Below are 23,182 nucleotides of genomic sequence, written 5' to 3' on the forward strand. Positions count from 1 at the left end.
TGAATTTAAAGATTTTATATCTTTGCGTTTTATCCTTCGATTCCACCTCTTTCCTTCACCAAGAAACACTTATTCGTTCACGCAACTCATTGAGCTCGCGTCATCACTTTCGTTGCTCGTCAAACCATAAGCTAAACAAGCCATTTCAACGGGGCGCTGAAAGCTACCTCGCAACTGTATATGTGTGGCACCTCTCAGCGCCCCCATTTATCAAACCACATTTCCAGCCAGCATCCGGGCCCGCACGCCAGGCTGAAATCTAATTTCCTCGTCTTCCTACTCTTCTCTGCCACTAACCGCATTCCAAACTCAGCCCTGCGCGAAATACATCGATTTGCAATAAGAAGCCCGTCCTGCCCATAGGGTCACCAACGGGTTATTCCGCCTGCAAAGCGAGCATTTCATTTATCGAGTTCGGCTCCGATGACTGAGTACCATCAAAACAAAACCCGCCACCTTCTTCATCTGGGTTGCCAGCACAAGAACGCGACTTCAGGCACTATAAAGGAAAGATATCTCGTCGTAAATCAAAATGTGAATATTTTCCTATTTATCTAAGATGATATAACGGCTCCAACGTTGTGATTCTTTAAATTCATCGCAAAGCCTGTGTCCATAGAGACATACTCTTACCGACAAACCCCTTAACCTGCCTTATGACCTTTCAGATATCGTGAAAAATGGCGATGGAAGATCAAACGAATGTCAGGTGGAAATTACGACAAGGCAAACCGGGATCACCCTATGGGGGAATGCTTGCTAAAGGCGGCTTAACTACCCCTCGAAAAAGTATTTAGTTTTTGCGATCAGAATATCGTCGAAATCGCTCCTAGCAGGCACGGAACTTATGCCAAACTACTTGCCGAATCAAACCTGTGCGTGTGTACTAGCCTCTCAACAATCAATGCTGCGAGCAAGAGATCATGCGTATGTCCGGTCCCCGTCTTCCCGCACTCCCAACCTTAAGTGAAATTCTTCCCGATGGAACGGAAGGAGGAAAGGAATTCGGCCGAATTATTGATCTACTTCTTTTCAATGAATGGCGAGGTGAAGGAAACAAATTTCAGCCCTTGGATGATTCCGCCGGGGATTTTCGCGGCCTCGATAGCTATCGCTATGGTCGTAGAGGTAACAAAATAACGGGATACCAGTACAAGTTTTATCGATCCCCGCTAAGTAGTCAGCATAGAAGCATTATTTCAGCCGGAATCGAATATGCAGCTGAGGATTCCGAAAATAAAATCTCAACCTATGTTCTTGTAACGCCTGATGATCTGACGAATTCTGGAAGACGAAAAGAAGGCGGCGATATAGCTTGGTTCGAAGCCTTGCGAGAAAAGTACCGATCCCGATTTGAGATCGAGCACATTGGCCACACAAAAATTTTGTCAATGTTTTTACGAGCGAGGCACCTTTGCCTTTTTTATTACCCATCTTTGGTCCCTCTAGGAGAAGCGCGAAGAAAGACAATTCAGGAGGTGCGAGCGCAATATGACGAAAACATGCGACGCAGATTTGGTCGCATAGAATTTGTAGGTATGTCCGTCTACAAGGAAGAAGCGTCTCGCCGGGTACCATTAGAAAATATTTACATTCCCTTATCCCTAGTAACTGAATCTTCGCCAGAAGAGAATGATGAAACGCCTCGGATTGAGCCAGTTTCATTGATTGCTCCTGGCAAAAAATCAATCATACTAGGAGATCCCGGATCTGGAAAATCAACGCTTGTTTCGTTCCTCGCGTTGGTCGGTATTACTCCTGCACTTCAGAAACGGTGCGCAGGAGCATCAGACGATCGCCTTCCAATTGTCATAACCTTAAGACGGTACGCTGACGAAATAAAAATCCGGAAGAACTTGTCCCTCATAGATTATATCGTCGAAAGCGTTCAAGCGGACTTCAGTATAGGCGCGGCCGACAAAGAATTTTTTGAAGCCTATATAGAGAGTGGGCGAGCAATAATATTCTTCGACGGGCTTGATGAACTTCCCGGGCCGCAATTCAAGGGATTAATGCGGCGGCGAATAGACTCGTTTTGTACCAGCTACCCTATAAACACTGCTATAGTGACTTCTCGTATTGTTGGCTATGAAGCGGATGTTCGTTTCGACCAACCATATCGCCATTTTCGAGTTGCGAAACTTCGCCTAAATGAAATCGAAGAGTTTGTATCAGACTGGTACGAAGAGAGGATAGTAGAGGAAGTAGAGCGGAAAAGAAACATCGCAGACCTCGTTAAGGTAATTAACAACCCCGACAATGATGCGATAAGAGATCTCTCCAGAAACCCTCTTCTTCTAACAATTGTTACTCTAGTTCACAGAATAGACGCAGTTCTCCCTGATCAACGGGTAGTTTTGTATCAAAAATGCACAGAAACACTTCTAAACACTTGGAGTAAGGCAAAAAAACAAGATGACGAGCCGATAAAAGGACGCATTGAACAACGGAATCGGTTAAGGGTCGAAGCAATTGCTTACTGGATGCATAGGAATAGCCTCCAGGCTAAGGGGCGAGCGGTCGCACCGCACGGCGAGATAGTCAAATTCCTTACAGAGCATATCGAGACCAAAGAAAAAAGACGCGACAGAGATGAGCCGTCTGAAGATCAAGCAGAAGAGTTTTTTACTTTTGTGAAATCATCGGCAGGGCTGATGATCGAAGCAGGCGATGGTCTTTACAGCTTTATTCATCTAACGTTTCAAGAATATCTTTCAGCTACATATCTCACAACCTACGGCGAGGTGGGTGGAGCTTTGTCCATCTGGAATGAGTTGAACGGTGATCTTGAAAACCCTCGATGGCGAGAGGTTGTTCGCTTGTTGGTCGCTAGCTTGAAATCGGCCGCAGCCCAGGCGTTTTTTGTTGAGAAATTATGTGAAGCCAATCTCTCGAAACCTTCTCGTGATTGCACGTTGTTGCTGGTTGGACTTTTAAGGGACGGTATCGAACCTGCCGAGGAAAAGGCTGAACAGATTTGTCATCAAGTATTTGACATACTCATAAAGACAGAGTCGCGCGACGATATTCGAACTATAAACAACGCTATTAGGTCTTGGACTCTCAAAGAACATTCGAACCTTGAAACTGCTAAGTTAGTTTTCAAACAAATATTCGACCACGCCTCGCCACTAGACAAGCTAACGTTGGCCTTGATTAACCAAAGTGCCGACCTTGGGCCTCTTGATCCGGAAATTCGCGCAGCGGTAGACTTCGGTAGACACAGCTTCGTCGAGCCACTTTTATTTGGACCCGAAGGAGCTAGACCTACTTCCCCGATTTGGGGGGAAATGTACCTCAGACAGACCATTGATGCGTTCCAAGATCCGGATTCGAACGCTGCTTCGGCCATCGGCCTAGGGATTTCAATCCTACTCGACCCAAATGAAGTAGGAGAAAGACTCTTGAGCCGTAGTCTGAGCCTTCTGAGTAGCATTGGACGAGGGCCGCATCGTGATTACACAATGAATCTAATCGCACTGGCTGGGGAGGCGAACCTTCACCCATCGCTTCGGGAGGCTTTAGCGTATTGCATTAACCCCGCAAATGGATACGAAGAGCGAGTAGAACGAGGGGAATTAATCGAAGAGTTTTTCCACCGTTGGCTAAGTCATGTTCCGCAGTTGAATCTTCGCGGGAACGAAAACACTTTGAGCGAAGCCGTACGACAACGGTTGCGCTTTTTCTACAGGAAACCAGGAAGCAGAGCGACACTACCTGGAACGCCGAAGAATGGTAAACCGAGGCGAACACGCGAGATGGCGTTGATACGGCGCTCGCTGAAGACGGTAAATGTGGATGCTGGTGGTTATACACGCATGATCCTTGCTTCCGACGTAATGCGGGAAACCATTGTTCCGTCATTTGTCAAAGAAATGAATCTGACGCCATCAGGCCATTGGGAGGAAACCTTAAAGGCTACGCTGAGTGCGCTGGTTCCGCAGGCCATTGGCCGGTATTTCGACTACAACGAGTGGCAAGCCCTTACCGCGCGCTTGTCTGAAAGTCTTGCAACAGAAGACGATTTCAACTGGGCTTGTTGGTTAATGCTGGTCGATGTTTGGGTGCGAGCAAACCGAGCTGCATCTACTGACGCCCCTACGGGACTGGAAGACCTTGTCATTGCCTCCAGAGAATGCCGCTACAATCCTCTCCAATTTGCTGTGGCATTTAGGGATTTGTATCTTGGTGACAAGGAAGCGCTTAGCAAAGCGATCGAGCTGTGTGAGACAGAGAGCTCTCGTACGTATGAGATGCTAGTATCTGCCGGTTGGCCAGACAGGTTTACGACTTACACGTCTGAACCTGAAACAGGCTCGTCTCACACTCGCAAGAAGGTCAGTCGTCGAAACCCGACAGCCTAGTATTACGATCCAGAGTCGGCTTGATTAATATGTCTCCAACTCTGGAGGCTAGGTGGATGGGCGCTCTCTCCGGGCCCTCCACCATCATCGCTTAAACACACGGCCAATGAATGAAGCACCAAGACGCCAATCACAAACGAACCCTACGCTTCAAACGAATACAACACAAAAAATCCATCTTGCAGCAGCGCAATTTACGGCTACTTTACAACCATGACCTCAATGCAAACTCGCGCTCTGGATTCGGACATAATCGGCGTAGGCTCCTACACCGCGCCGGAGGCTGCGCGCCTGCTGAAAACTGCTCCTCTTAATGTCAACCGCTGGCTGCGTGGTTACACATACAAGCGTGACGATGCTGTGCGGCAGGTTCCACCGCTGTGGACAGCACAACATGCCAACGTTGAAGAGCATCTTGAAATAGGCTTCCGTGACCTGATCGAATTGCGTTTCGTGAAAGCTTTTCTGGATGCGGGCGTCGGTTTGCTGGCCATTCGCAACTGCCTTGAATATGCGCAGGATTGCGCTGGGGAGGACCGCCCATTTTCAACGCTGCGTTTCCAGACGGATGGGCGCACGATTTTTCTGGAAAGCATTGAGCGGGTTGGGGACGCCAAGATGCTCGACCTCAAAAAGAAGCAATATGTCTTCAAGCAGGTTATCGACCGAACATTTAAAGACCTAGATATTGAAGATGACGCTGTTGCGCGTTGGCGTCCTTTCAACGGCAAGAAATCCATTGTAATCGATCCGGCCCGGTCTTTCGGCCAGCCTATCGCGTCAGACTTCGGAGTCCCGACGATAGCGCTTGCTCAAGCGGTTGAGGCGGAGGGTTCGGTGGAAGACGTGGCGCGGATATACGATGTGCCGGTTTCTGTTGTGCGTGATGCGGTGCAATTCGAAAACGATTTGAAGAGGGCCGCTTGAAGGTTTTGGTAGATGAAAATCTTCCTCCTGCGCTTGCTCGCTCTCTCAATGCTTTATTCAATGGAAAACACGATATCATCCACGTCCGGGAACGGTACGGCCCCGGCGTAACAGATTTGCAATGGATTCGAGAGCTAAGCGCCGAAGGCAGGTGGGTGGTTCTTTCAGGGGATCGCCGGATTACTCGTAACAAAGCCGAGTACAATGCCTTTCGCGCGTCACATCTCGTCGGCTTCTTTCTTTCAAAAGGGCTTTACAAGTCTCCTCTCGTCAAACAGATGGAGCGCATTTTGGCGCTGTGGCAAACGATAGAGGCTCAATCTGCGCTGGTGCAAGGCGGTGCCATGTTTGAACTGCCTATGTCGAGTACGCGTATCAAACAGATATAGTCAGCATAGCGCTTTTGTGCGGCTGGCTTTCTCAATCAAGCACGTCACCACTTTTACGGATGCATCAGCCGATCCGTTCCTTCGCAATTTTCATACTCCGCCGTTCCCAACTCACAAGCACAAGGCTTGCCGCGACGATGAGGATTGCGCCGATAAAGACGTTGATTGCCGGTACTTCCGTCCAGATGGCGTAACCATAGATGAAGGCCCAGATGAGGCCGGTATATTCCACTGGTGCGAGCGATGATGCGGGCGCATGTCTGAAGCCTTCGTAGAGAAGATATTGCCCGATGGTCGAGACGAGCCCGACCGCGATCATAAGAAGCCAGCCCTGTGCATCCGGGTTTTTCCAAAGCCAGGGCAAGGACAGTGCGCAGGCGATGCCGAACAGTGCGCTGGTAGCATACATCTGCGTTAATGTCGTTTCGCTTCTGCTGACGAGGCGGATGAGGATGGTGCTCCATGCCCAGCAGAAGCCTGCGATGATGCAGAGTGTTGCCGGAAGCCAGTTTGGAGAGTTGGCGGGATTGGCAGCTATGACGACTCCAATGAAACCGACCGCGCAGGCTATCCAGCGGCCTGCGCCGACTTTCTCCTTCAGTACGAAGATGGACAGGACCATGACCATGATGGGTGCGGAGAAATAGAGGGTGGTGAGTTCCGCCAGCCCAAGATATCTCGCGGAGCTGTAGAACAGCATCCATGCGGTGAGCATGAGGGCTGCGCGAATAACGACGGTACCGCGATATTTACTTTTGAGGATGGAGGGGTGGCGATAGCGATATGCCAGTACGCCGGTAATCAGAACGATGACGGCGCTTCGCACAAAGAGGATCTGAGGAACCTCGTAGCTTTCGACAAGCCATTTGACGAGCGCATCCTGAAGAGCAAAACAGGAGTAGCCCATGGCCGCCAGCCCGATGCCGAAAAGCGGCCTTGCTTCCAATGATCCTGCCATGCACTTCACCACGATACTGCTGATAATCTGTACTAGCCGAGTCCTGTGTTACGATCTATCAAATTACGGCAGCGTATTTCGGAACGTTCGGTCGATGAGCTGGTCCAGGCAGTCAGGGTTCGAGAGCCGATGTCGCGGCTTTGCAAGACAATCGACGTCAAGGTGCAGGTGTTTCTCGACCGCGTCAAAGATGAAGGGAATTACATCTGGATCGATGCCACTGACACCAATGTGAGAGGGGCGGTGGGATCGTTTCTGTCGCAGCCGTCCATCGGCGCGCATCAGAAGCCGCTGGCAAAGGCGGAATTCGGGCGCTTCGGGTTATTGCCCGGCAAAAAGTGCTGGCATCCGGTTGGGCAAAGATAACGTTTTCGCGATGGCGGGGGAAACATCTCGTGCTTACAAGTAACCGTGTCTATGTAATTTGCTCAGGTTAGAAAAGGGAGAAGGTATGAGCGAGAAGTATGGCCCCTACGTCCAAATGGGAACACTTGCAGAGCAAATGGCGGCTCATTACCAGACGGATGCAAATCTGGAACTGGGCCCGCATCTTTCTCACTACATGGAAGAGGTCGAGGTGAACATTGCTGCTCACAGCTTCGACCACGTTGGGTTCATGAGCAAGATTCACGACCGGCTGGAAAAGACACTGTTGGCAACGTCTGCCCCCCGGCGCAACGCATTCTTGCAGGCCGTTGTTGCCGCACTTCGAGACCGGATAGACCGGCATAAGACAGTGGCCGCAGGGTAGTGGTGGCACGGGCTGCGGCAAAACGACAGGTTGTTGAAGCTGCAGTTTGGGGGTAGCGCTATCTCCGCAGATAGCGCTGCGTGAAAGCCGGAAAGTATTCAAAATGATGGATTCGAGTTGGGTCGATTGGTTCCCCATAGTCCTCTTGCCGCTCAAGATTATTGTGCTGGGCGTGGGGATGTTCTACGCCATCAAGTGGCATCATGATCAGGCGAAAAAGGACAAGGAAGCCAGCTGAAACAATGATCCACTCTCTCCCCAGCACAGACTGGGTGAGACGGCACCACCCTTCGCGGAAGACAATAGCGCGAGTTCGACCCCCGATCTGTTGAACATCAAGTAGACGAAGGCCAAAGCGAAGCGCTTGACTGAACCCGAGTCGAAAACGGTTGTTGCCACCAAGCCTTAACCTGGGAGCGCGATTGCGCGATTAAGCCGAAAATCGGTCAGATGTGCTGCGATCTATCGTAGCTTCAGTTCATCCTGCCGTGGGAAACACGCCAGTTTTGAGTGACTTTGTCGAGCTGGAGCCGCAGCGCACACGCCATCAACGGCGTGACCTGTCACTCAACTGCGGCCGCGGCTACTGAACATTCCAGAAAGGGCTTTCCATGTCGCTTATCACCCGTATTGACCCCAACCCGCAGACCACGCCGAAGGAAGCAACGCCAACGCCTGAAAGGCTGATTTCCGGCAATCCATCCTTCAAGACCTGGGCGCTGGACGATTGCCGCGATGGCACCGTTCATACCGGCATATGGGAAGCCACGCCTGGAGAGACGCATTCCATCAAAGGCACGACATACGAGTTCTGCCACATCATTTCCGGCGTTATCGAGTTGGAAGAAAAAGACGGCGACACCGTTACCTATCGCGCAGGCGACAGCTTCATGATGAAGCCCGGCTTCGTCGGCGTCTGGCGCACGATAGAGACCGTTCGCAAGATTTATGTGACCGTAACCGACCCGGCATAGGGGACGACAGGCGATGACGCTCAGTTTCGACCCAGACACGATTTCGCTGCCGCAGTATCATTTCATCGGCGGCGAAAGGGTGATGGCCAGCGAAGGCATTGCCATGCACCGCCCGTCCGATGGCGTTGCATTCGGCTATTGCCCGATTGCCAGTGCCGACCTGGTGGATCAAGCGGTTCAGACGGCCAAGGCTACGCTCAAGAGCAGCAACTGGGGCGGTGTGCGACCGCGCGACCGTGTCAACGCCATGCAACGCTGGGCCGATCTGATCGAGCGAGATGCCGAATATCTGGCGAAACTTGAGGCGGTATCATCTACCCGCCCCGTCGGGCATCTGATCGCAGGCGATATCGCTGTGACTGCCGAACAAATTCGTTTCTTCGCGGAATTTGCAGACAAGGAAGGCAGCGATCTCGTTCCAACATCCGATGCCAGCCTCGGCATGATCATGACCGAGCCTTACGGTGTCGTCGGTGCCATCACGCCATGGAATTTCCCTCTGTCTATGGCCGGGTGGAAGCTGGGGCCAGCTCTGGCAGCGGGCAATGCCGTTGTGCTGAAACCCTCCGAAATGACGCCGTTTTCGACACTGCATATTGCAGAGCTTTCGGTCGAGGCCGGTATTCCTGCAGGTCTCATCAATGTCGTTCTGGGGGATGGCATGGTGACGGGCAATGCCATGACCGGTCACACGGATATATCCAAGGTCAGCTTTACCGGCTCCACAGCAGCAGGTTCTGCCATCATGCAGAATGTCGCGCGCACCGGTATCAAGCCGATGACGCTGGAGCTTGGCGGCAAAAGTCCGCAGGTGGTTTTTGCCGATGCCGATATCGACCGCACGGCGAAAGCGGTTGCGCAGAGCATCATTTCCAATGCAGGGCAGGCCTGCGTCGCGGGTTCACGCCTGATCGTCGCCAAGGAGATTGCGGAGGAACTGATTGCAGCGATCACCTCCATCATGCGCAAAGTCGAGACCGGCCCGACATGGGATGAGAAAACCCAATACAGCCCGATCATTTCGCAAAAGCAGATCGAACGGATCGACGCGATTGTGCGTGCAGCCATCGGTGCCGGCGCCGAGTGCTTGTCGGGTGGACAGATTATGGATCGCGACGGTTACTTCTACGCCCCGACGCTGCTCGGCAACGTCACGCAGGATTCTCCTGCCGTCACCGAGGAAATCTTCGGGCCGGTGCTGACCTTGCAGACCTTTGAGGATGAGGAAGAGGCCCTGGCCTTGGCCGATCATCCCACTTACGGTCTGGCAGCAGGCGTCTTCACGCGCGATCTCTCGCGGGCCATTCGAGTGACCAGACGGTTGCAGGCGGGCACGATCTGGGTCAATCGTTATGGCCGCTCTCGCGATCATATTCTGCCGACCGGCGGCTACAAAAGCTCCGGCATCGGCAAGGATCTGGGACGGGAGGCCTATATGGCAAACCGGAAGTCCAAAAGTGTTCTCATCGATCTCTAAGGCGGATATTGCACATGAAAAACCACTCCATCGCACTCATTCCCGGTGACGGCATCGGCACAGCCGTGACCGATGCCGCCTGGGCTGTGTTGCAGGCCGCCGCCAGGAAAGACGGAACCTTCACGTTGACAGGCAAGACGTTTCCGTGGTCCTGCGCCTTCTACAAGGAAACCGGCGCGATGATGCCATCAGATGGCATCGAAACTCTACGCGGATTTGACGCCATTCTGTTGGGTGCCGTCGGCTGGCCAGCCGAGGTTCCGGACGCCGTTTCACTCCATGGTCTGCTTCTGCCGATCCGCAAAGCCTTCGTGCAATATGCCAATATCCGTCCCCACCGCCTGCTACCGGGCGTCGAGGGGCCGTTGAAGAAGGAAGGTTTCGACATTCTCTGCATTCGTGAAAACACGGAAGGGGAATATTCCGGTGCGGGTGGTCGCGTTCACGTCGGCACGCCGGATGAAGTTGCCGTCGAAACCTCGATCTTTACGCGCACGGGTGTTGAGCGCATTCTGCGGTTCGGCTTCGAGCAGGCACGCTCCCGTCGTAAAAAACTGGCGTCTATCACCAAGTCCAATGCCCAGAAATATTCTATGGTGTTCTGGGATGAGATGACCGCGAAAATCGCTGCCGAATATCCCGACGTGGAGGTTACGAATTATCATATCGACGCCATGGCCGCGCGCATGGTGATGGCACCGGAAAGTCTCGATGTCGTCGTTGCTTCCAATCTGTTCGGCGATATTCTCACCGATCTGGGTGCAGCCATTCAGGGCGGGCTCGGCTTTGCGGCCTCGGCCAATATCAACCCGGATCGCTCGGCTCCGTCGATGTTCGAGCCTGTGCATGGCTCGGCGCCCGACATTGCGCATCTCGGTATTGCCAATCCCATCGCCGCCATTTGGTCGGGTGCGATGATGCTGGATCATCTGGGCGAAAAACAAGCAGCCGCCGATATCATCTCGGCAATCGAAGCCGCAACGGCAAAGGGTATCGGCACCTTGCCCGGCAAGGACAAGACGGACACTATTACAGCCGCCGTTCTGGCAGTGCTGGCTTAAAACGGAGGAGAACGGCATGAGTTTTCTGAAAGATCAGGATCTGTTCAGACAGCAGGGACTTATCGGCGGCCAATGGCTGGATGCATCATCGGGCAAAACGGTCGATGTAATCGACCCCGCCACGCAAAAAGTGCTCGGCACTGTGCCGGATATGGGCGGTGGCGAAACCCGCGCAGCCATCGATGCGGCAGCAAAAGCCTTTGCTCCATGGAAAGCCAAGACCCATGCGGAGCGCGCAGCGCTGCTGGAAAAATGGTTTGCGTTGATGATCAAGCACGAGGACGATCTCGGGCTTCTCTTGACCATGGAACAGGGCAAACCGCTCTCCGAAGGCAAGGGTGAAATCCGCTACGGCGCGTCTTTCGTCAAATGGTTTGCCGAAGAAGCCCGACGCATCAACGGCCACACCATTCCCTCGCCCACTGCCGACCGCCGCATCGTCGTCCTGAAGGAAGCGGTTGGCGTTTGCGGCATCATCACGCCGTGGAATTTTCCGAATGCCATGATCACTCGCAAGGTCGCGCCTGCGCTTGCCGCCGGGTGCACGGTCGTCATCAAGCCATCCGAGTTCACGCCCTATTCGGCGCTGGCACTGGGTGTATTGGCAGAGCGGGCGGGCATTCCCGCCGGTGTCATCAACATCGTCACCGGTATGCCGACCGAGATTGGCAACGAATTGCTGGCCAATGAAACGGTCCGCAAGATTTCCTTCACCGGCTCCACCCGTGTCGGCTCGCTTCTGATGCGCGGTGCAGCTGACAGCATCAAGCGCCTGAGCCTTGAGCTCGGCGGTAACGCGCCCTTCATCGTGTTCGACGATGCCGATCTTGATCTTGCTGTTGAAGGCGCCATCGCGTCCAAATTCCGCAATGGCGGCCAGACCTGCGTTTGTTCAAACCGTATTCTGGTGCAGGCCGGTGTTTACGATGCCTTCGCGTCCAAGCTCTCGGCGCGCGTGTCGGCGATGAAGGTTGGACCGGGCACAGAGGCGAACATCGACATCGGCCCGATGATCAACGCCGCCGCCATCGACAAGATCAACCGCCATATCGAAGACGCACTCTCCAAGGGTGCGGAAATCCTTTCGACACCGCCCAAATTACCAGAAGGCGATCAGTTCACCGCCCCCATCGTGCTGGGCGGTGCGACGACCGATATGCTATTGGCAGGAGAAGAAACCTTCGGGCCTGTCGCGCCGCTTTTCCGCTTCGAGACGGAGCAAGAGGCCATCAAAATTGCCAACGGTACGCCGTTCGGCCTTGCCGCCTATTTCTATACCGAAAGCCTGAAGCGCTCCTGGCGGGTCGCGGAAGCGCTGGAATTCGGGATGATCGGCCTTAATACCGGTTCCGTTTCTACCGAAGTGGCGCCATTCGGCGGCGTGAAGCAATCCGGCCTCGGTCGCGAAGGCGCGCAATGCGGTATCGAAGAATATCTTGAAACGAAGTCTTTCCACATCGGTGGATTGAACTGAAACAAAACAGCCCGCAACGTCACCGTTGCGGGCTTTCTTTTCACTGAAACTTGTCCAACATTTTGTAGTAGAAGCCGACGACGGGAAGGAACCACGGTTTGCCGGAATAGCCAGGCACAGCGTTCCAAACCAGCCCCTTCAACGGGTTGCGGTCTGGCTTGCCGAGCAGTTTGTCTGCGAGAAGCGTTCCCATATGGATCGACATCTGTGCGCCGTGGCCGGAATAGCCCATGGCAAAATTCAAGCCTTCAACTTCGCCCGCGCGCGGGAACCTATCGCTGGTCATGCCCACCAGACCGCCCCAACAATAGTCGATATCGACGCTGCGCATTTGCGGGAAGATGTCAGCCAGTCCGCTCTTGAGGATTTCACCGCTTTTCGCATCCGAACGCGCATCGGACGTCGCGGAGAACCGCGCGCGCCCACCGAAGATCAAACGGTTATCCGGTGACAGCCGGAAATAGTTGCCGATATTCATGGAGGTAACACAAGTGCGGTTGCCGGGCATGGCGGAGGCGACTTCGGCATCACTCAACGGCCGTGTCGCCACGATGAAGCTGCCCACGGGGATGATGCGGCGCTTGAAATAATCGAATGGCCCCGCGGTATAAGCGTTGGTGGCAACGATGACATTGCGTGCCTCGACAGTACCGCGCGGTGTGGTCAGCCTGTGAATACCGCCCTGTTCGCTGCGATCCGTGACCGGTGCTTTTTCGAAGATCGTCACACCATGGCGCACGCAGGCTTCCGCGATGCCATGCACGAAACGACCCATATGCATCATGCCGCTTTTTTTCGAGAGCATCGCACCATGGAAATTATCCGAGCCGATCTCGCTTTTCAGATCAGCCTTGGAGAGAAGCGCCGTGTCAGGGTCGATCTCTCGGTTGACGACCTCGAAGTTTTTGGCAATCGCGTCGAAATGTGCTGGCTTCGATGCCAGTTTCAGTTTGCCGGCACGCCGGAAGCTGCAATCGATGCCCTCTTCGGCGACGATTGCCTCGATCGTATCAACGGAATCATCATAGGCGCGGTAGAGCGCGCTAGCGCGCTCTACACCAAGATGCTCCTTTGCGGAGACGAAGCTGTGAGCGATGCCGTTGTTAAGATGTCCGCCATTGCGGCCGGAGCCGCCGAAGCCGACATGCTGGGCCTCCAGCACAACCACTTTGGCTCCGCCCTTCGCCAGACTGCGGGCAGCGGACAGACCGGTAAAGCCGCCACCGATAATGGCCACATCGAAGGTGCCTTCGACCTGTCCCGTCGCAGCAGAGGCAAAGATCGGGGCCGTGTCGTGCCAGTAGGATTTGAACTGCATCGTCCTCATTCCCCTCTATAAAATGGATTAAAGCCCAACGACGCCCGGCAAGCCCGAGATATCCTTGATTTCGGTGTAGCCGTAATAAGGATTGGCCGGTTCGTGGCCACGGTTGACCCAGACCTTGTTCTTGATGCCGAGATCATGCGCCGACATCAGATCGTAACGGAAGGACGAGGAGACGTGCAGAACGTCTTCCGGATTGCAGCCCAGCATATCGAACATATATTCGAAAGCCTGGAAACGCGGCTTATAGGCATTGGCCTGCTGGGCGGTATAGACAGCATGGAATGGCGCGCCCAGCTTTTCCACATTGTGCATGATCTGCTCATTCATGGCGTTCGACAGAATGACCAGCGGAATTTCCTTGGCGACTTTTGCGAGACCAGCAGGCACATCCGCATGCGGACCCCAGCTCGGCACCTGCTCATACACGAAACGACCGTCTTCGTCCTTGAAGGTGACACCGTTCTTGCGGCAGGCGCGCTCCACGGCATTATGGACAACTTCATTGTAGGGCTTCCAGTCTCCCATAATTTCGTCGAGCCGATAGGCGGCAAAGTTCTTGATGAACTGCGCCATTTTTTCAGCATCCAGCTGCTCGCCGTAGAGCGTCTGTGCCGCTTCCGCCATCTGGAAGTTGGTCAGCGTGCCGTAGCAATCGAAGGTGATGAATTTCGGGCGAAACTGGGTCATGTCGTTTGTCCTCATGGATTGGCCATATGGCTGCGCTCTCTTATAAGGTCATCATAAGCGTAGGATTTCGGCTGCGCTCACCGCAATTACCATTCCGCGAAGCAGATTGTTGCGTATCGAAGCACAGCTTTGGCAGAGAGTTCCGCAGAGCCCTGGCTTGAGCGACGCTGCCAACATCGAAGAGTATTCCCCGCAGCAGAAGATGCGGCGCGCACTATTGCAGACAGCGCAAACTGATCGAACAAGTGTCAAGGTCGGGACGATCTTCTTCGCTCAAGGGTCTATCAAAGAAACCAACCATAGCACGAGGAAAACGCCATGCTGGCAAGCCAGATCGATCTTGTCGAATTTAAGCCGCACCATCTGGAAGGTGCGCTGGCGCTTTCGCAGCAAGCGCAATGGCCGCACCGGATCGAGGATTGGGCGATGGGCTCGTCGCTCAGCAAAGGCGTTGCTGCTGTTCACAGGGATCGCGTTCTAGGAACGGCCATGGCAACACTTTATGGAGATGATGTCGCGACCATCAATATGGTCATCGTCGATGAGGCCATGCGTGGACTGGGCATCGGCAAGCGTCTGATGGATTTTGCGCTGAATGCCGCAAGTGGACGCGAATGCAGACTGGTTGCCACGCAAGACGGGCTGCCGCTCTATCAGAAGCTGGGATTTCGCGAAGCGCACCGCATCGTTCAGCACCAGGGCCTGATATCGTCCGTCCCACCGCCTGACGGTGTGGAGTGGGCAAATGCTTCGGATGTAGCGGAATGCATGAGCCTCGATCACGCCGCCTGCGGCATGGATCGTCGCGACCTCATCACCTATCTCGCCAACAATGGCCGCCTCGCCGTCATTCGTCGCGATGATCGCGTTGTCGGTTTTGGGGCCATACGTCGCTTCGGACGCGGCGAAGTCATCGGCCCCGTGGTAGCGGAAAACGCCTCGGAAGCCAGGATGCTGTTGTCATTTCTCCTTGCCGGAAAACAGGGGCAGTTCCTTCGCGTCGACACGAGCGAACAAAGCGGTCTTGCACTCTGGCTGACGGAGCTTGGCCTGTCCCATGTCGGCGGCGGCATAGCCATGGTCCGTGATGGAAAGCCGCGCGACACCACCACAACCCAAACATTTGCCCCTCAAACATTTGCATTGGCCAGTCAGGCCCTCGGTTGATCCTGGAGAACATTATGCTCAGCAATTCCCTTATCGAACTCGACCGCGCACATCTGATTCATCCGGTTGCGTCCTACCGCGGCCACGAAAAACTCGGCGTGCGCGTTTTAAAGTCTGCCAAAGGTGCCACCGTCACCGACATGACCGGCCATCAGATGATCGATGGGTTTGCGGGCCTTTGGTGCGTCAACGCTGGTTACGGCCACGAGAGCATCGTGGAGGCGGCGGCAAAACAGATGCGCGAGCTTCCCTACGCGACAGGCTATTTCAGCCTCGGTTCGGAACCGGCGATCCGGTTGGCATCGGAACTTGCAGATCGTGCGCCGGGTGATCTCAACCATATCTACTTCACGCTTGGCGGGTCCGATGCGGTGGACAGTACGGTTCGCTTTATCCGATATTATTATCACTCGCTCGGCACGCCGGAGAAGGACCAGTTCATCTCGCTCGAACAGGGCTATCACGGCTCCAGCACAGTCGGCGCTGGCCTCACGGCACTTCCGGTCTTCCATGCAGGCTTCGGCCTGCCATTTGACTGGCAGCACAAAATTCCGTCTCACTATGCTTATCGCAACCCTGCCGGCACCGACCCGCAAGCCATCATCGCCTCTTCCGTTGCTGTACTGAAAGCAAAGATAGAGGAGATCGGTGCGGAGCATGTTGCGGCATTTTACGTGGAGCCGATCCAGGGTTCAGGCGGCGTTCTCGTGCCACCGACGGGATGGCTGAAAGCGATGCATGAGGTCTGCAAGCAGTATGACGTACTGCTGGTCGCCGACGAGGTCATCACCGGCTTTGGTCGGACCGGACCGTTGTTTGCGTGTTCGGACGATGATGTTGTGCCGGATTTCATGACAACGGCGAAAGGTCTGACCTCTGGCTATGTCCCCATGGGGGCCGTATTCATGTCGGACAAAGTCTATAATACCATTGCAGATGGTGCAGGTGCGGCCGCAATAGGCCATGGCTATACCTATTCGGCACACCCGGTCAGCGCCGCCGTGGGTCTGGAAGTCTTGAGACTTTACGAGAACGGGCTTCTTGAAAACGGGGTGAAAGCTGGCGCTCGGCTAATGGCCGGACTGGAAAGCCTTAAGGACCATCCGCTGGTGGGAGACGTGCGCGGGCGCGGGATGCTGGCCGCCATCGAACTGGTGACGGACAAGCAGAAGAAGACGCCTCTACCCGCTGCCGCCGATCCATCGCGCCGTATTTTCGACCGCGCCTGGGATAACGGCCTCGTCATCCGCGCATTCGGTAATGGCGTTCTCGGCTACGCACCACCGCTGTGCTGCACGGAAAGCGACATAGATGCCATCATCGAGCGTACCCGCTTGACGCTCGATCAAACGCTGAATGACCCGGACGTTCGCTCAGCTATGGCGTGAGGGCTGTGCGGGAAATACCGCTTTGGCAGGATATTCGGAATATTCTGCCGCAGCGGTTCGATCATTCAGTGTATCTCGCCAGTGATTGTTGCGATGATGGCTGGGAAGAAAGCAGAATATGGCAAAAAAGCCGTAGAAGAAGCGCTTGAGGGTAAAAAACGGACAGCATAGAATTCTGTGAGGGCAACCAAAATCATCCGCGATCCGCTTTTTTTGAAACAGGAGAATGATATTGCCGAAGAGTTTAGCAGACTTCAAATATCTGAGCTTCGACGTGGTTGGCACGCTGATCGATTTTGAAAGCGGCCTGACACACTGCCTGAAGCAGATTGGTACGGAACGCGGCGTCGACATCGATGGCGAGGCCGCTCTCGCCTTGTATCGCAAGGCCCGTTATTTGCCGGATGTCGGTCTGTTTCCCGATGACCTCGTTCGCGTCTACCTGGTGATCGCTCCAGACCTTGGCTTGCCTGCCGAGCGTGCTCTTGGTGAACGGCTCCGCGATTCTGCAAAAAGCTGGAAGGCGTTTCCCGATAGCGTACAGGCACTGGCCCAGCTTGCGAAACGCTATAAGCTGATCGCGATGACGAACGCCCAGCGTTGGGCCTTCGAATGCTTTTCCGAAGAACTTGGAAATCCGTTTTATCAAGGTTTCACTGCGGATGACACGGGCACCGAAAAGCCGGATCCTGCATTTTTCCAACATGTCTTCGAATTCGTTCAATCCGAGGGCAGCACCAAGGACGACATCCTGCATGTCGCACAAAGCCAATACCACGACATCGGGATTTCCCGAAAGCTCGGGATGACGAACTGCTGGATCGAAAGACGCCATGCTCAGAAGGGCTACGGCGGAACGATCGAGCCCGAAAACTTCACGAAGCCCGATTTCCACTTCACCTCCATGGCCGCACTTGCTGATGCCGTCGGGGAGAAAAGTGACGCCTGAAACTGCCCGCAATGGGTAAAAAGCGGCGCCATAAGCCGTTCGACCCGGATGAACTCAACAAAAAGGGGAATGAACATGACAGACAATTCCATGATGAACTGGACATCCACCGACGATGCGATGGTCGAAAACGCCATCCGCCGTGGCGCGAGCCGACGCGACCTGCTCAAGATGCTGACGGCAGGGGGCATTGCCATGTCTGCAGGCTCTGCCATTCTCGGACGCGCCGGTCAGGCGCTCGCCGCAGCACCCGTGTCCGGCGGTTCTCTCAAGGCAGCTGGCTGGTCATCCTCTACCGCCGATACGCTCGACCCGGCCAAAGCATCGCTTTCAACCGATTATGTTCGCTGCTGCGCTTTCTATAACCGCCTGTCCACCATTGATGAGGCGGGCATGACAAAGATGGAGCTGGCGGAGAGCATCGACAGTAAGGACGCCATGGTCTGGACCGTCAAGCTGCGCAAGGGCGTGACGTTCCACGATGGCAAATCGCTGACATCGGCGGACGTCATCTATTCTCTCAAGCGCCATCTCGACCCCGCCGTCGGCTCTAAAGTCAACTCCATCGCCAAGCAGATGACAGGCTTCAAAGCCGTTGATGATCTGACCATCGAAATTACGCTTGCAAATGCGAACGCCGATTTGCCGACCATTTTGGCGCTGCACCACTTCATGATCATTGCCGATGGAACCACGGACTTTGCCAAGGCCAACGGCACCGGCGCTTTCGTCTGCGAGGTTTTCGAGCCGGGTGTTCGTTCCGTCGCCACGAAGAACAAGAACTACTGGAAGTCGGAAGGTCCATATCTCGACTCCTTCGAGTTCTTCGCGATCTCAGACGATACCGCCCGCGTCAACGCGCTTCTGGCAGGCGATATTCAGCTTGCCGCGTCCGTGAACCCGCGCGCTATCCGGCTTATGGAAGGGCAGCCGAACGTTGTTATCTCCAAGACGACTTCCGGCAACTACACCAACCTCAACATGCGCCTCGACATGGCTCCCGGCAACAAGGCCGATTTTGTGCAGGGCATGAAATATATGGTCAATCGCGAGCAGATTCAGAAGTCTGTGCTGCGTGGTCTGGCCGAAATCGGCAACGACCAGCCTGTCTCGCCAGCCAACATGTATCACAACAAGGATTTGAAGCCGAAGGCGTTCGACCCTGACAAGGCGAAGTTCCACTTCGAAAAAGCCGGCCTCATCGGTCAGTCCATCCCGATTGTCGCCTCCGAAGCCGCAAGCTCCTCTATCGACATGGCCATGGTGGTTCAGGCCGCAGGCGCCGAGCTTGGCATGAAGTTCGATGTCCAGCGCGTGCCGTCCGACGGTTACTGGTCTAACTACTGGCTAAAGGCACCGGTCCATTTCGGTAACATCAATCCGCGCCCGACGCCCGATATTCTCTTCTCGCTTCTTTATGCGTCCAATGCGCCTTGGAATGAAAGCCAGTACAAGTCGGAGAAGTTCGACAAGATGCTGGTGGAGGCGCGCGGCTTGCTGGACATCGAGAAGCGCAAAACGATTTATAACGAGATGCAGGTCATGATTGCGGAAGAAGCTGGAACAATCATCCCGGTTTATATATCCAACGTCGATGGCATCTCTTCCAAGCTCAAGGGCCTGCAATCAAGCCCGCTTGGCGGAATGATGGGTTACGCCTTCGCCGAGCACGTATGGCTTGAGGCCTGATCCCTGAACTTTTGCCCGCCGCAGTGACGCTGCGGGCAAAAGTCCATCTGCTTCAGAGCATTGCCATCGGACCCGTTTGGCCTGACAGTGATATGCGACGAAAGCGGGATCACTTCCGAAAGAGAGGCCACATGAACAAACATGTCCTTGCACTTGTCATAAATCGGCTTTTTGTCGCTGTCATCACATTGCTGATCGTCTCATTTGCCGTTTTTTTTGCAACCGAAATGCTACCGGGCGATGTTGCGCAAATCCTGCTCGGGCAATCGGCAACGCCTGAAGCAGTAGCGGGACTGAGAACCGCAATGCACCTCGATGATCCCGCAATCTTGCGGTTCCTGCGTTGGCTTGCGGGCCTTTTTATGGGAGATCTTGGTAAATCCTACGCAAATAATATGGAGATCGTTGATCTCATCGGTGGGCGACTGGCCAACACGATGAAGCTGGCCGCAGTGACTGCGCTGTTTTCCATTCCTATTGCGCTGACACTCGGGATAACGGCTGCCATTATGCGCGGCACGCTCTACGACCGCATCGTCACCACCGTCTCCATCACCGTCATTTCCGTGCCGGAATTCATGGTCGCGACGTCCGCCGTCCTGATTTTCGCCGTCTACCTCAAATGGTTGCCCGCGCTTGCTTTCGCCAACGAGGTTCATTCCCTTGGAGAACTTCTGCGTGTTTTCGCGATGCCCGTCATCACACTGAGCTTCGTGATTTCCGCGCAGATGATCCGCATGACACGTGCGGCGGTTATTGAAACGCTTGATACGCCCTATGTGGAAATGGCACTGTTGAAGGGCGCGTCACGGTCACGCATGGTTCTGCGACATGCGTTGCCAAATGCGCTTGGCCCGATCGTCAACGCGGTTGCACTTTCGGTTTCCTATCTGTTGGGTGGTGTCATTATCGTTGAGACCATCTTCAACTACCCAGGCATCGCCAAGTTGATGGTCGATGCCGTATCCACCCGCGACCTCCCGCTCATCCAGACATGCGCCATGATTTTTTGCCTCGGTTATCTCGTCCTGATCACCATTGCAGACATTATTGCCATCGTTGCCAATCCGAGGCTTCGCTGACCATGACATTCTCTGTTCTTTCTCCGCGCAGGCTTGGCTATCGTTTCAATGCTGTCGGTATCGCCGCGCTCACGATCATCTTGTTCTGGGCAGCCATCGCGATCTTCGCGCCGCTGTTGATCCCCTACCCCGTCGGCGAGATTGTCGATTTTGATTATTTTGGTCCCATGTCCCAAAAGTTCATCATGGGAACGGACTATCTTGGTCGCGACATCTTTTCGCGCATCCTTATGGGTGCGCGCTACACGGTTGGCATTTCGCTGGCGTCCGTTGCCATCGCCTGCTTTACCGGTGTAACCCTCGGCATGTGCGCTGCTGTTTCCGGCGGCTGGTTCGATACATGCCTATCGCGTTTTCTCGATGCACTGATTTCCATTCCAAGCAAACTTTTCGGTCTCGTCATCGTTGCAGCGATGGGGCCCTCCATCCCCGTTCTGATCATGACGATGGCAATCATCTATACGCCCGGATCCTACCGTTTTGCTCGCTCGCTTGCCGTCAACATCAATACGATGGATTTCGTGACAGTGGCCCGCGCACGCGGCGAAGGCGTACTGTACATTATCCGCTCGGAAATCCTGCCCAATATAATGGGGCCTGTGCTCGCCGATCTTGGCTTGCGTTTCGTGTTCATCGTGCTGCTTTTGTCGGGCCTGTCGTTTCTTGGGCTTGGTGTACAGCCCCCGAATGCAGATTGGGGCGCATTGGTCCGGGAAAACATTGGTGGCCTGTCCTTCGGCGCACCAGCCGTAATCTTTCCGTCAATCGCGATTGCCACCCTCACCATCAGCGTCAACATGCTGATCGACAACCTGCCGCAGAAAATTCGTGACCGGAGTGCTTGATGGCAAATCTCGTTGAAGTTCGTGATCTCAAGGTTGAGGCAAAAACCGATACAGGCCGTACCGTCGAGATTATTCGCGGTGTCAGTTTCGACATTGCGGACGGCGAAATCGTTGCTTTGATCGGCGAGAGTGGCTCGGGCAAAACGACAATTGCCTTGACAATGATGGGCCACACCCGCCCGGGCTGCAAGATCGTTGGCGGCTCGGTGCGATTGGGCAGCAGCGACATGGCTGCGACCTCGCAGAAAGGTCTTTCGAAACTGCGTGGCACGGAGGTCGCATATGTCCCGCAAAGTGCTGCTGCCGCCTTCAATCCAGCGCAGCGCGTTATGGATCAGGTCATCGAAGTCGTTCGTATCCATGGGTTGATGAGCGATGCGGAGGCAAAGTCCAGAGCTGTCGAACTGTTTCGCGCTCTGGCTCTGCCCAATGCCGAGACCATTGGGAATCGTTACCCGCATCAGGTCTCCGGCGGGCAATTGCAGCGGCTTTCGGCGGCCATGGCGCTGATCGGTAATCCGCGTCTGGTCATTTTCGATGAGCCAACGACAGCACTTGACGTGACCACCCAGATCGAAGTGCTGCGTGCTTTCAAATCCGTGATGAAGGCAGGCAATCTTGCGGGCGTATACGTATCGCATGATCTTGCCGTCGTTGCGCAGATCGCTGACCGTATCGTCGTTCTGAAAGGTGGAGAAATCCAGGAAATCGGCACCACCGACCAGATTCTAAACCACCCCAAACACCCCTATACGCAAGAGTTGCTCGCAGCCTTCAAACCCCGCATCCACGCAAGCGCGGCAGATCGGGATGCTGTGACTGGCAAGAAGCCGTTGCTGGAAGCAAAGGGCATCGTCGCAGGTTACGGCCCCATCCAACCAAACGGTATGCCACTGGCACTAGCCCTGAAGTCGGTCGATATCTCGCTGGAAGAAGGCCGCAATCTAGGCATTATCGGCGAATCCGGCTGTGGAAAATCCACGCTGGCCCGCGCCATTGCCGGAATTTTGCCCCCAGTATCAGGCCACGTCATTTTCGACGGCAGGGAATTGGCGCCGAATGCTCGTGAGCGTCAGCGCGAAGAATTGCGCAAAATGCAGATCGTTTTCCAGTTTGCCGATACGGCGCTCAACCCGTCCAAGTCGATTTCCGACATTCTGGAGCGTCCGCTGGCATTCTATTATGGCATGGACCGACGCGCACGCGAGGCACGGGTGAACCAGTTGCTGGACATGGTGCAATTGCCCCGCAACATGAAATTCCGGCGCCCTGCCGAATTATCCGGCGGGCAGAAACAGCGCATCAATCTTGCACGAGCGTTGGCAGCCAACCCCAAGGTTATTCTCTGCGACGAGATTACCTCGGCACTCGACACGGTCGTCGCCGCTGCCATCATCGATCTGCTGAAGGAATTGCAGCGCGAGCTGAAGCTCTCATACATTTTCATCAGCCATGATTTGTCTGTGGTTCAGGCAATCTGCGATGAGATCGCTGTGATGTATGCGGGCGAAAAGGTCGAACAAATGCCGCCATCCGCCATAGGCAACGCCAATGCACACCCCTATTCCAAACTTCTGTTTTCGTCCGTTCCCAAACTCGACACGGGCTGGCTGGACGGGTTGGAGCGAGATCCTGAGCTGGTTCGTGTTTTCGCACAGCGCTGAACGCGGCGA

General features: G+C 54.6%; 20 protein-coding genes. 17 read left to right on the plus strand and 3 right to left on the minus strand.

Annotation, left to right across the window (positions count from 1 at the left end; translation table 11 throughout):
* The first annotated feature begins 929 nt into the window (after positions 1-929).
* From ATO67_RS07500 to ATO67_RS07510, 3 genes are all read left to right on the plus strand, one after another.
* Complete coding sequence (locus ATO67_RS07500; protein ID WP_158667346.1) at positions 930-4,364, plus strand: NACHT domain-containing protein; 3,435 nt, start codon at positions 930-932, stop codon at positions 4,362-4,364.
* Positions 4,365-4,586: 222 nt separating this feature from the next.
* Entirely contained in the window at positions 4,587-5,291 is a 705-nt protein-coding gene (locus ATO67_RS07505; protein WP_067647258.1) for a hypothetical protein, read from the plus strand.
* A complete protein-coding gene (locus tag ATO67_RS07510) occupies positions 5,288-5,680 on the plus strand; it encodes a DUF5615 family PIN-like protein (protein WP_067646317.1) in 393 nt (130 codons plus the stop codon). The genes ATO67_RS07505 and ATO67_RS07510 overlap by 4 nt, the downstream gene beginning before the upstream one ends.
* Positions 5,681-5,744: 64 nt before the next feature.
* Here the strand turns inward: ATO67_RS07510 and ATO67_RS07515 are convergent, their stop codons facing one another.
* The gene (locus tag ATO67_RS07515) at positions 5,745-6,638 is read right to left on the minus strand and encodes a DMT family transporter (RefSeq protein WP_067646320.1); all 894 of its coding nucleotides are present in this window, start codon (positions 6,636-6,638) and stop codon (positions 5,745-5,747) included.
* 45 nt (positions 6,639-6,683) lie between these two features.
* On the opposite strand from ATO67_RS07515, the gene ATO67_RS07520 reads away from it, so the two are divergent.
* The 7 genes from ATO67_RS07520 to ATO67_RS07545 all read left to right on the plus strand — a co-directional run bounded on the left by ATO67_RS07520 (position 6,684) and on the right by ATO67_RS07545 (position 12,375).
* Entirely contained in the window at positions 6,684-7,004 is a 321-nt protein-coding gene (locus ATO67_RS07520) for a hypothetical protein (protein WP_157940961.1), read from the plus strand.
* 85 nt (positions 7,005-7,089) lie between these two features.
* Positions 7,090-7,389, plus strand: a complete 300-nt coding sequence (locus tag ATO67_RS07525) for a hypothetical protein (protein ID WP_067646326.1) — start codon at positions 7,090-7,092, stop codon at positions 7,387-7,389.
* Between the two features lie 103 nt (positions 7,390-7,492).
* Positions 7,493-7,627, plus strand: a complete 135-nt coding sequence (locus ATO67_RS23705; RefSeq protein WP_280940015.1) for a hypothetical protein — start codon at positions 7,493-7,495, stop codon at positions 7,625-7,627.
* A 373-nt stretch (positions 7,628-8,000) separates the two neighbouring features.
* On the plus strand, positions 8,001-8,363 hold the full coding sequence (locus ATO67_RS07530; protein ID WP_067646329.1) for a cupin domain-containing protein: 363 nt from the start codon (positions 8,001-8,003) through the stop codon (positions 8,361-8,363).
* A gap of 13 nt (positions 8,364-8,376) precedes the next feature.
* Positions 8,377-9,840, plus strand: a complete 1,464-nt coding sequence (locus tag ATO67_RS07535; RefSeq protein ID WP_067646331.1) for an aldehyde dehydrogenase family protein — start codon at positions 8,377-8,379, stop codon at positions 9,838-9,840.
* A 14-nt stretch (positions 9,841-9,854) separates the two neighbouring features.
* Positions 9,855-10,901, plus strand: coding sequence for a tartrate dehydrogenase (locus tag ATO67_RS07540; RefSeq protein WP_067646334.1), 1,047 nt, complete (start codon positions 9,855-9,857; stop codon positions 10,899-10,901).
* A 16-nt stretch (positions 10,902-10,917) separates the two neighbouring features.
* Entirely contained in the window at positions 10,918-12,375 is a 1,458-nt protein-coding gene (locus ATO67_RS07545; protein ID WP_067646337.1) for an NAD-dependent succinate-semialdehyde dehydrogenase, read from the plus strand.
* Positions 12,376-12,415: 40 nt separating this feature from the next.
* Here ATO67_RS07545 and ATO67_RS07550 read toward each other — a convergent pair whose 3' ends face one another.
* Both ATO67_RS07550 and ATO67_RS07555 read right to left on the minus strand, forming a co-directional pair.
* Positions 12,416-13,693 (minus strand): NAD(P)/FAD-dependent oxidoreductase, encoded by a 1,278-nt coding sequence (locus ATO67_RS07550; protein WP_067646338.1) that lies wholly within the window; start codon positions 13,691-13,693, stop codon positions 12,416-12,418.
* Positions 13,694-13,720: 27 nt separating this feature from the next.
* Complete coding sequence (locus ATO67_RS07555; RefSeq protein WP_067646341.1) at positions 13,721-14,389, minus strand: haloacid dehalogenase type II; 669 nt, start codon at positions 14,387-14,389, stop codon at positions 13,721-13,723.
* A 318-nt stretch (positions 14,390-14,707) separates the two neighbouring features.
* Here ATO67_RS07555 and ATO67_RS07560 point away from each other — a divergent pair, with 318 nt between their 5' ends.
* From ATO67_RS07560 to ATO67_RS07590, 7 genes are all read left to right on the plus strand, one after another.
* Complete coding sequence (locus ATO67_RS07560) at positions 14,708-15,556, plus strand: GNAT family N-acetyltransferase (protein WP_067646344.1); 849 nt, start codon at positions 14,708-14,710, stop codon at positions 15,554-15,556.
* Between the two features lie 14 nt (positions 15,557-15,570).
* Positions 15,571-16,944: an aspartate aminotransferase family protein gene (locus ATO67_RS07565; protein WP_067646347.1), complete on the plus strand. Its 1,374-nt coding sequence runs from the start codon at positions 15,571-15,573 to the stop codon at positions 16,942-16,944.
* 232 nt (positions 16,945-17,176) lie between these two features.
* Entirely contained in the window at positions 17,177-17,893 is a 717-nt protein-coding gene (locus ATO67_RS07570; RefSeq protein ID WP_067647261.1) for an HAD-IA family hydrolase, read from the plus strand.
* Between the two features lie 75 nt (positions 17,894-17,968).
* Complete coding sequence (locus ATO67_RS07575; protein WP_067647264.1) at positions 17,969-19,582, plus strand: ABC transporter substrate-binding protein; 1,614 nt, start codon at positions 17,969-17,971, stop codon at positions 19,580-19,582.
* A gap of 131 nt (positions 19,583-19,713) precedes the next feature.
* Positions 19,714-20,664, plus strand: a complete 951-nt coding sequence (locus ATO67_RS07580) for an ABC transporter permease (protein WP_067646350.1) — start codon at positions 19,714-19,716, stop codon at positions 20,662-20,664.
* Positions 20,661-21,509, plus strand: a complete 849-nt coding sequence (locus tag ATO67_RS07585) for an ABC transporter permease (protein ID WP_425352191.1) — start codon at positions 20,661-20,663, stop codon at positions 21,507-21,509. Before ATO67_RS07580 ends, ATO67_RS07585 begins: the two co-directional genes overlap by 4 nt.
* Positions 21,509-23,173 (plus strand): ABC transporter ATP-binding protein, encoded by a 1,665-nt coding sequence (locus ATO67_RS07590; RefSeq protein ID WP_067646356.1) that lies wholly within the window; start codon positions 21,509-21,511, stop codon positions 23,171-23,173. The genes ATO67_RS07585 and ATO67_RS07590 overlap by 1 nt, the downstream gene beginning before the upstream one ends.
* Positions 23,174-23,182: the final 9 nt, after the last annotated feature.

Source organism: Agrobacterium bohemicum (assembly GCF_001562555.1).
In the GTDB taxonomy this organism is placed as follows: domain Bacteria; phylum Pseudomonadota; class Alphaproteobacteria; order Rhizobiales; family Rhizobiaceae; genus Agrobacterium; species Agrobacterium bohemicum.

Excerpts from the sequence above, each read along its gene's own strand:
- ATO67_RS07525 (WP_067646326.1), top strand. The coding sequence starts at position 7,090 with ATGAGCGAGAAGTATGGCCCCTACGTCCAAATGGGAACACTTGCAGAG.
- ATO67_RS07535 (WP_067646331.1), top strand. The coding sequence starts at position 8,377 with ATGACGCTCAGTTTCGACCCAGACACGATTTCGCTGCCGCAGTATCAT.
- ATO67_RS23705 (WP_280940015.1), top strand. The coding sequence starts at position 7,493 with ATGATGGATTCGAGTTGGGTCGATTGGTTCCCCATAGTCCTCTTGCCG.
- ATO67_RS07565 (WP_067646347.1), top strand. The coding sequence starts at position 15,571 with ATGCTCAGCAATTCCCTTATCGAACTCGACCGCGCACATCTGATTCAT.
- ATO67_RS07505 (WP_067647258.1), top strand. The coding sequence starts at position 4,587 with ATGCAAACTCGCGCTCTGGATTCGGACATAATCGGCGTAGGCTCCTAC.
- ATO67_RS07540 (WP_067646334.1), top strand. The coding sequence starts at position 9,855 with ATGAAAAACCACTCCATCGCACTCATTCCCGGTGACGGCATCGGCACA.
- ATO67_RS07550 (WP_067646338.1), bottom strand. The coding sequence starts at position 13,693 with ATGCAGTTCAAATCCTACTGGCACGACACGGCCCCGATCTTTGCCTCT.
- ATO67_RS07560 (WP_067646344.1), top strand. The coding sequence starts at position 14,708 with ATGCTGGCAAGCCAGATCGATCTTGTCGAATTTAAGCCGCACCATCTG.
- ATO67_RS07590 (WP_067646356.1), top strand. The coding sequence starts at position 21,509 with ATGGCAAATCTCGTTGAAGTTCGTGATCTCAAGGTTGAGGCAAAAACC.
- ATO67_RS07530 (WP_067646329.1), top strand. The coding sequence starts at position 8,001 with ATGTCGCTTATCACCCGTATTGACCCCAACCCGCAGACCACGCCGAAG.
- ATO67_RS07500 (WP_158667346.1), top strand. The coding sequence starts at position 930 with ATGTCCGGTCCCCGTCTTCCCGCACTCCCAACCTTAAGTGAAATTCTT.
- ATO67_RS07545 (WP_067646337.1), top strand. The coding sequence starts at position 10,918 with ATGAGTTTTCTGAAAGATCAGGATCTGTTCAGACAGCAGGGACTTATC.
- ATO67_RS07575 (WP_067647264.1), top strand. The coding sequence starts at position 17,969 with ATGACAGACAATTCCATGATGAACTGGACATCCACCGACGATGCGATG.
- ATO67_RS07580 (WP_067646350.1), top strand. The coding sequence starts at position 19,714 with ATGAACAAACATGTCCTTGCACTTGTCATAAATCGGCTTTTTGTCGCT.
- ATO67_RS07515 (WP_067646320.1), bottom strand. The coding sequence starts at position 6,638 with ATGGCAGGATCATTGGAAGCAAGGCCGCTTTTCGGCATCGGGCTGGCG.
- ATO67_RS07555 (WP_067646341.1), bottom strand. The coding sequence starts at position 14,389 with ATGACCCAGTTTCGCCCGAAATTCATCACCTTCGATTGCTACGGCACG.